We start from the raw sequence: 7,199 nt of genomic DNA on the forward strand, positions 1-7,199 counted from the left end.
GACGGCACGCTCACTGCGCGATGGAACCTCCGTGACACGGCGGGCGCGCTCGTACCCAATGGCACGTACACCTTCACGCTCAACGCTGCGCCCGCCGACGGCTCCGGTCCGCCGCTGACTCTGTCCCGCGCGGTGACCGTGTCCACCGGCTCCGCCGTGCGGCGCGACTTCGCCAGCAGCGGCTCCCACCCCGCACACCTCCCTCTGCACGGGCTGGAACCAGGACAACGTACTGACCTCGCCCGGCGACATCACGGGCGACGGCCGCGCCGACAGCGTTCCCGCGCTCGTGCCTTTGTAGAGGAACACCTCACCTGGGCCGCTGTGCGTCACCGTGCCCGTGCCGAGCGGCTTCGGCGACGAGAAACCAGGCGTTGTCCTTCCAGTCCTTACCGGAGCGGAGCGCGACCAGAGCGAGTCGGAACAACGCGCCTGGATGGCCGGCGGCGGCCGCCGATCCCATCGGGGCACCAGGAATCCGGTTGGGCCCGCACGCGGACGATGCGTACCCTGTCAGGCCATGTGCTATCACGCGTTCAACGGCGCCTTCCGACACTACGTGTGCATCGCGTGCCGGCTCTCCTTCAAAGGCAGCACGTGGCCGATCCGGAAGCGCATCTGTCCTGGCTGTCGTGAACAGCTCGTCTTCGCCGGCTACGACTTCGCCGCGCCCCGGCGACGCGACACGAAAGCATGGTCAGTCGTTGCGACCGTGCTCGCGGAGGGGCTGACCTACGATCACCGCCCTGGCTGCGGCTGCTCGCGGCTCCCCTCCTTCCGACCCCGTACCCAAGCTCAGGTGCGTGTCCGGCGCCGCGCAGCCGAGCGGCTGGGCCTGCCTCTCTCGGTGACCCTCGCTCGCCGCGACGCCTTCACCTCGGAGAGCCGCGACGAGCAACCCCCCTCGCCGTCGGCCGCGAAGCGCGACACGACCTGAGCGTCGCGTCGACGCGGCATGGCGCACCGGCCATGTGAGCGGTCAGGGCGTGGTTCGCCCTGAGAAGATCCCGCTGTGGCTGGAGTGATCACGGCAGCGGAACCGTCCTGGATACCCCCGTTCGCTGGGCTGCGCTCGCGCGACTTTCGAAAGCTGGTCACGCTGCTGCGCCGAGAAGGCGCCGATCGGACTCGCCGAGGGCGTCCCTGGCCACTGCCGCTGGAAGACCGGGTGCTCTTGGTCGCCGCGTACTGGCAGACCAACGATGACGACCTGGTGGGCAGTGGAATAGCGGTAGGTCTTCGACTGCTCGGCCACCGAGTGGTCGCGGGTGGGCACCAGGGTGCCGTCCACGATGAGCACGGTGTCCTTGCGGAACTGCTGCCGCTGCCGGAGTGCCGGCAACGGACCGATGGGGTCGATGATCCGGTCAGCGGCCGACTTGGAGATCCCGAACAGCAGGGCCAGCTGTCGCATCGTCAAGTTCGTGCGCCAGTACGCCGTGACCAGCAGGACTCGGTCCTCCAGCGGCAGGCTCCAGGGCCGGCCGCGCTGCTGATCCGAGGTCTGCTCGCGTCGCACCGAGGCAACCAACCTGCCGAAGCAGCGCGAGCTCAGCCCGGTGAAGGACGCTATCCAGGTCGGCACCGACGCCGTGATCACACCAGTCACGCCCTGATCATCCAACCCGTAGCCGACAGCCTTCAGCGCCGGCTGCGAAGGAGCGATCCCAGCGCCAAACCGGCGCCCAGACCGATCAGGGCGCCGACCGACGTCCGCCATGCGGGCGCTGCTCCGGCGACGGGCACGTCAGGTGGACGAGGTGCGGCGGCCGACGGTGTTGGTGGTCCGGCAGCGACAGCACGAGCGTGCTCCTCGCCCACGATGGCCAGGAACCGGCGACCGATGCGGCTCCCGGACGATCTGGCGGTCCACGAGATCTGGGCCCTGCTCCAGTAGTACCGCCCAGCCTCTCCGGTGAACATCCCGGCCAGCATGTCCCGCAGGAGAGGCTCGCGAATGGTTCCGATTTCGAAGCCCATCCACGCGTAGTTCATCATCAGATCGGCGTAGACATGCCGCTTGCGCTCATGGGGATCGGCAATGTCCGTGGTGCCCCAAACAGGCTGGTAGAGAGCCATGTCATCAAGTTCCAGGCGGACTAGTTCAAGGTAGTAACTGCGGATCCCCTGGACCTGCTCCGCCCTGGCCTGGCGATTCTGAACAACCAGCGAAGCGGCGACGCCGACCAAGGCGAAGGCCGAGACGATCGCCGACGTGAAGCCATACGCCGCGCCGACCTGACTCAACCTGTTCCAGTCCACCCCCTTGGAACCGGAGATGTCCTCCAGCACGAAAGGCGACAACAGCAGCGCCGTCAGCACGGCCGCCGCAGCGGCGACCAGCCCCAGAACTCTGCCCACCCGGCGAGCCACTGATCCTGCAGCTACGGACCGATGACGAGCTATCAGGTAAATCACCCCCAGGCGAGCCTGTCCCAGTGACTAGGCCGAGCCAGGGGCAGCCTACGTGCAGCCGTCAGGGCCCAGGGCGCCGTGTCCGCCCGCTCTTTCCAAGCGCCGGTGACGAAAGCGAGCGGACCGCAGCGGGGCCGACCACCGAGGCAGGTCGGCCCTACTGACGGCGCTGCGCCGGTGTTGGTGAGACCGAGCTGTGACTGAGCGCCGTACCTGGCCGGTCTGGCCAGGTACGGCGCTCAGTTTGGTGTGTCAGCGGCGAGTCAGGTGGTCGAGAACGGTGGGCGGCGTCATTGCCCCGTCGTCCCAAGGGTCCGGTCGGCCGTCGCGAAGCGGTGCTCCGTCGGCTTCAGCACTTCGTAGAGGTGGCCGAAGTACTCCGTTTTCGTCGTTCCGGTGAGCACCGCCAGCAGGAAGGCCAGGCACCCCATGTCGTGGTGCTCCCACAGGGGGCCGCGCCCCTCGTTGTAGAGCACGGTCCACTCGTCGGGGTGCTGACCGGGCCGCGCGAGCCAGTACAGGAACGCCCCTGTGCCCTCCTCGAATGCCCACGGCAGGACCTTCGCTCCCGCCTCCTGTAGGCCAGCCGGCTTGTCCTCGAACTCCCACAAGTCGGTCAGGATCTCGTCCCGTTCCGCCGTCTGCGCGTGCAGGTTGCAGTCGTCGTAGGCGGAGTCCGGTACAAGCAGCCAGATCGTCTCGTCGAAGATGCCGTCGCCGTATGTCTCGACGAGCTGTTTGTAGTCGGCGGGCAGCGCCGTACCGAGGGCCAGCTCGGCATGCGTCCAGTCCACTGCGGGTGGCGGATTGACCGGCGGCTGGCAGAGACGGATAAGCGCATCGAGGGCGATCATGGGCGGACGCTACCGGAGAACCCGCCGGGAGCCGTGGGGGAGTCGGCAGGCCACGGCGACGGGGCTGCCGTCGGCCGGTACGTCGCCGCCGTACAGCCACAGCACACGGTTTCTGTCGACGTCTCGCGCCTGGGTCAGCACCTGGGTGCCGTAGGTGGCCCAGTACGTGCCGTGGGTGATCGCGACGTCCGTGGCAGTGCCGGCGGCCATGTCTCGAAGGACGATGGCCGACCGGCATCACCGCCAACTTCACCGTCCTGGGCGGCGACAGCGCACGGCCGCCATCGGCTACGTCCTTGGACGGGCTCCGGGAGGAGTTCGGCAGGGTCGCGGATCGCGTCGGGCCAGTGCATCGCGTGCAGGACGATGGCGTCGCCGCGGACCCGGAGCATGCCGAGCCGTTCACGCCCGGGCCACGCGTAATTGGCGATGGCCACCTTCGGCGAGCGCGCCAGCGCCTCGCGGAGCAGTTTGCCGGCACCCGTGACCTTCTCTGAACTAGCAGCTGAGGTGTATGTGGGATCTGGGTGGGCGACTGCCCTCCTCCCGCATCGAACGTATGCGCTCCTTGCCTGCATCATGGTGCCGGTACGGCACCGATCTGCTGCATGACTCCAAGGAGGTCGGGCTGTCCTCGTTCGCCGACAATCCGGCCGTCGGCCAGGTAGTAGAAGTTCATGGCCTGTACCGAGACCTTGTTGCCGCTTGCGGGGATGCCGAAGAACTCACCGTCGTGCGTGCCGCGCATCGTGAACCGTGCAGCCACCGTGTCGCCTTCGCCGATCATCTCCTCCAGGGTCCACTGCACGTCCGGGAATCCACTGCGCATCATGCCGATGACCTCCATGTAGCCCTCGGGACCTCGAAGCGGCTCCGGATGACTCGGTGCGTGAAACACCGCGTCGGGAGAGATGACCTCGCGGCCAAGATCCTCATTGGCTGTGTTGATGAACTCGACGAAGCGGTTCATCACGGACTTCACGGCTTCAAGCGGCATGTTTTTCTCCTCGCGACGGTGGTATTCCGACTCAAGGTAACATCGATTCGATGTGTACATCGTTTCGATGTGATTGTGAGATAGTGAGGGCATGCTGGAATTAGCGATACTGGGCTTCCTGGCCGGCGGTGCTCTGCCCGGGCACGAGCTGCGCCGGCGGGTTTCGCAGCTGACTGGGTACACGCGGCCGGTCAGCGACGGCAGTCTGTATCCGGCGATCAACCGTCTGACCAAGGCGGGCCTGCTGGAGCGGCGCGCCGACCCGGGGGCGGGCCCAGCGCGGTACGTGCTGAGCCTGACCGGCGCCGGGCGCACCGAACTGCTGAAGCGGCTGCGCGAGCCGGCCGACCATGAGATCACCGACTTCACCCGCTTCTTCACTGTTCTGGCGTTCCTCTCGCACCTGCCCGAGGTGTCCGAACAGCACGCGGTGCTGCGCAGACGGCTTGAGTTCCTGGAGGAGCCAGCGAGCTTCTTCTACGACGGTGACAAGCCGTTGCGGGCCGAGGAGGTGGCCGACCCCTACCGGCGCGGCATGCTGCTCACCGCCCGTGCCATCAGCAGCGCCGAACGCGCCTGGCTACACGCTGTTCTGGACGGTGACGAGCCCACCGAGAGCACTCCCCTTCCGCTCGACGAACCCGCGAGCTGACCGGCCCTGGAGGTATGTCCATGCTTGCATCCTGGTACGACGAACAGGGCCCTGCCGCCGATGTCCTGCGCGTCGGCGAACTGCCCGACCCCACCGCCGGCCCCGGCGAGGTCCGCGTCCGCGTCACCGTTTCGGGCGTCAACCCCGGCGACACCAAGAAGCGGCGCGGCTGGCTCGGCTCCTCGATGCCCTACCCGCGGGTGATCCCGCACAGCGATGCCGCCGGAGTCATCGACGCGGTGGGCGACGGAGTCGGCGCCCACCGCGTGGGGCAGCGGGTATGGGTGTACGGCGCCCAGTCCTACCGCCCCTTCGGCACCGCAGCCCAGTACACCGTCGTGCCTGCGGATCTGGCCGTCCCGCTCCCCGACCACCTCAGCGACGAACTCGGCGCCGGCCTGGGCATCCCTGGAATCACCGCCCACCGCACCGTGTTCAGCGACGGCCCCGTCGACGGACAACTCGTGCTCGTGCATGGTGTGCTCGGCGGCGTCGGCTCCCTGGCCGCGCAGCTCGCCCGGTGGGGCGGCGCGACGGTGATCGGGACCGTGCGCCATGGCAGCGACCTGAACCGCGTCGACCCCGCCGTCGTCTCCCACACCGTGGCGCTCGACGAGGACGACCCCGCCGCCGCGATCCGCACGAACGCTCCCGACGGCGTGCACCGAATCGTCGAGGTGGCCCTGTCCGATAATGCGGACCTGGACCACCTCGTCGCGGCGAACGGCGCGGTGATCGCCGCCTACGCCACCCGGGACGACCGGCCCCGACTTCCCTTCTGGCCCATGCTGTTCAACAACGTCACGCTGCGCATGCTCGGCAGCGACGACTTCGCCGAAACGGCGAAACGGCAGGCGGCCCGCGACCTCACCGCCGCAGCGGCGGTCGGCATGCTCACCGTCGCCATCGGCGACGTGTACCCGCTGGAGAAGATCGCCCAAGCCCAAGACCGTGTTGATACGGGCGGCCGAGGTCGCGTCCTGGTGACGGTTCCCAACTGAACTGTGCAGGCACGAGGGCTGATCACTCGGGCCGCGCGGGGGCAGGGTGCCGTTCCGGCCGGCGATGTCGTGGAAGGTAGGGATGCCTAGCTCCACGACGGTGTTTCGGCGAACTTGTTGGGCATCCAGCTGAGCGAGCTTGTCCTGGGCTCCGGCAAGACTGACCTCGAGCCCTTCCAGCTCGCCCAGCCGGCTCTCGCGTTCGGCCTCGATGATGCGGGCCAGGAGGTTGTCGCGGATCTCGACCAGGCGGCCGCGCTGGTCGGGCTCGGGACGGAGCATCGAGCAGCGGAGGCAGGCGTGTTCGTGGATGCACGAGGCACCGAACGCGCGAGCGCAGATGCCGATGGAGAGCTTGCGGCGCTCGAAGTGGCTGAGGAAGGCATCCCACTCCTCTGCGGTGGGGGTGCGGGCGCCCGGCTGGGGCGCAGGAAGCGGCGGCGGGCGATGAACGCGCGGTGGGCCTCGATGGCTTCGGCCGGGCAGATCGCGTTGTAGCCCATGGTGGTGTTGATGTCGGCGTGCCCAGCGATGACTTGCGCGATGTGGGGCGGCAGTCCGCTGTGGATGGCGTCGGTGATGAAGACGTGCCGGACGTCGTGCGGGTCCAAGTCCAGGGGGCAGCCGTCGGCGTCGGTCAGGCCGGTGGCGTCGAGGACGTCGTTGAGGCGTCTGCGGAGGAACTCGCCGTTCAGGGCGGAGATCTCGCCGCTGCGGTCCTACTGGAACAGCAGCGGCATGGGCGGATTCCACACGCGTTCGTTGTGGTCATAGGCGGCGACCTGCGGGACGGCGCCGGTCCGCGGGTCCCGGACGCGGGTGATGATGGTGCTCAAGACGTCGGCGAATTCGGGGCTGACCAGCAGGACGCGCTCCTGATCGGTCTTCGAGGGCGCAATCTGCAGCAGGGGCACGACCTCGCCCGTCGTGGGCAGCCGGTACTGGATCAGGCTGTGATGACTGGCCTCCAGCATCTCCTCGATCCGGGCTCCGGTGTGCTGCAGGAACTCGACCATGGCTCATCCCCAGAAGGCCCGGCGCTCCCGCTGGGCCAGATCCCGGCGTCGCCCGCAATCGTCGTAGACCCAGGTGGAGCCTGGCCTTTTGGCGCGGGTGAAGGTCGACGCTGCTGAGCTCTGCCGCTAGGCCGTGTCTTCAAAAGATCTTGAGTGGTGGATCATGGTGGGGTGATACGTCGCCATGAACTGTCCGATGCCGAGTGGGAGTTCGTCGGACCGCTGCTGCCGGTGTCCCTGCGGGGCCGGAAGCGGCTGGACGAC

9 protein-coding genes and 3 pseudogenes are annotated in these 7,199 nt (G+C 68.1%); 4 read left to right on the top strand and 8 right to left on the bottom strand.

The window, feature by feature from the left end:
* Positions 1-520 precede the first annotated feature (520 nt).
* Positions 521-937: a hypothetical protein gene (locus tag ACIRPU_RS42880; RefSeq protein ID WP_403878233.1), complete on the top strand. Its 417-nt coding sequence runs from the start codon at positions 521-523 to the stop codon at positions 935-937.
* A gap of 237 nt (positions 938-1,174) precedes the next feature.
* Here the strand turns inward: ACIRPU_RS42880 and ACIRPU_RS42885 are convergent.
* The 6 genes and pseudogenes from ACIRPU_RS42885 to ACIRPU_RS42910 all read right to left on the bottom strand — a co-directional run.
* A pseudogene (locus tag ACIRPU_RS42885) lies at positions 1,175-1,609 on the bottom strand (transposase family protein); the annotation flags it as partial.
* A 32-nt stretch (positions 1,610-1,641) separates the two neighbouring features.
* A complete protein-coding gene (locus ACIRPU_RS42890; protein WP_403878235.1) occupies positions 1,642-2,361 on the bottom strand; it encodes a DUF6082 family protein in 720 nt (239 codons plus the stop codon).
* 344 nt (positions 2,362-2,705) lie between these two features.
* Entirely contained in the window at positions 2,706-3,269 is a 564-nt protein-coding gene (locus ACIRPU_RS42895) for a hypothetical protein (protein ID WP_403878238.1), read from the bottom strand.
* Positions 3,270-3,278: 9 nt separating this feature from the next.
* A complete protein-coding gene (locus ACIRPU_RS42900; protein WP_403878258.1) occupies positions 3,279-3,479 on the bottom strand; it encodes a hypothetical protein in 201 nt (66 codons plus the stop codon).
* A gap of 86 nt (positions 3,480-3,565) precedes the next feature.
* Positions 3,566-3,742, bottom strand: a pseudogene (locus tag ACIRPU_RS42905) (Ku protein); the annotation flags it as partial.
* A gap of 104 nt (positions 3,743-3,846) precedes the next feature.
* Positions 3,847-4,266 carry an ester cyclase gene (locus tag ACIRPU_RS42910; protein ID WP_403878241.1) on the bottom strand — a complete coding sequence of 140 codons (420 nt, stop codon included), beginning with the start codon at positions 4,264-4,266 and terminating at the stop codon, positions 3,847-3,849.
* Between the two features lie 91 nt (positions 4,267-4,357).
* On the opposite strand from ACIRPU_RS42910, the gene ACIRPU_RS42915 reads away from it, so the two are divergent.
* From ACIRPU_RS42915 to ACIRPU_RS42925, 3 genes are all read left to right on the top strand, one after another.
* A complete protein-coding gene (locus ACIRPU_RS42915; RefSeq protein WP_403878244.1) occupies positions 4,358-4,918 on the top strand; it encodes a PadR family transcriptional regulator in 561 nt (186 codons plus the stop codon).
* Positions 4,919-4,938: 20 nt separating this feature from the next.
* Positions 4,939-5,919, top strand: a complete 981-nt coding sequence (locus tag ACIRPU_RS42920; protein ID WP_403878247.1) for an NADPH:quinone reductase — start codon at positions 4,939-4,941, stop codon at positions 5,917-5,919.
* 117 nt (positions 5,920-6,036) lie between these two features.
* Entirely contained in the window at positions 6,037-6,417 is a 381-nt protein-coding gene (locus ACIRPU_RS42925; protein ID WP_403878249.1) for a hypothetical protein, read from the top strand.
* Positions 6,418-6,467: 50 nt separating this feature from the next.
* Here ACIRPU_RS42925 and ACIRPU_RS42930 read toward each other — a convergent pair.
* Positions 6,468-6,623, bottom strand: a pseudogene (locus ACIRPU_RS42930) (site-specific integrase); the annotation flags it as partial.
* Positions 6,624-6,638: 15 nt separating this feature from the next.
* Positions 6,639-6,935 (bottom strand): hypothetical protein, encoded by a 297-nt coding sequence (locus ACIRPU_RS42935; protein ID WP_403878252.1) that lies wholly within the window; start codon positions 6,933-6,935, stop codon positions 6,639-6,641.
* Positions 6,936-7,199 lie beyond the last annotated feature (264 nt).

Origin of the sequence: Streptomyces sp. NPDC102259, assembly GCF_044766465.1 — a bacterium.
Taxonomy (GTDB): domain Bacteria; phylum Actinomycetota; class Actinomycetes; order Streptomycetales; family Streptomycetaceae; genus Streptomyces.

Coding starts and splice junctions, on each gene's coding strand:
- ACIRPU_RS42880 (WP_403878233.1), top strand. CDS start 521: ATGTGCTATCACGCGTTCAACGGCGCCTTCCGACACTACGTGTGCATC.
- ACIRPU_RS42895 (WP_403878238.1), bottom strand. CDS start 3,269: ATGATCGCCCTCGATGCGCTTATCCGTCTCTGCCAGCCGCCGGTCAAT.
- ACIRPU_RS42900 (WP_403878258.1), bottom strand. CDS start 3,479: ATGGCCGCCGGCACTGCCACGGACGTCGCGATCACCCACGGCACGTAC.
- ACIRPU_RS42910 (WP_403878241.1), bottom strand. CDS start 4,266: ATGCCGCTTGAAGCCGTGAAGTCCGTGATGAACCGCTTCGTCGAGTTC.
- ACIRPU_RS42915 (WP_403878244.1), top strand. CDS start 4,358: ATGCTGGAATTAGCGATACTGGGCTTCCTGGCCGGCGGTGCTCTGCCC.
- ACIRPU_RS42920 (WP_403878247.1), top strand. CDS start 4,939: ATGCTTGCATCCTGGTACGACGAACAGGGCCCTGCCGCCGATGTCCTG.
- ACIRPU_RS42935 (WP_403878252.1), bottom strand. CDS start 6,935: ATGGTCGAGTTCCTGCAGCACACCGGAGCCCGGATCGAGGAGATGCTG.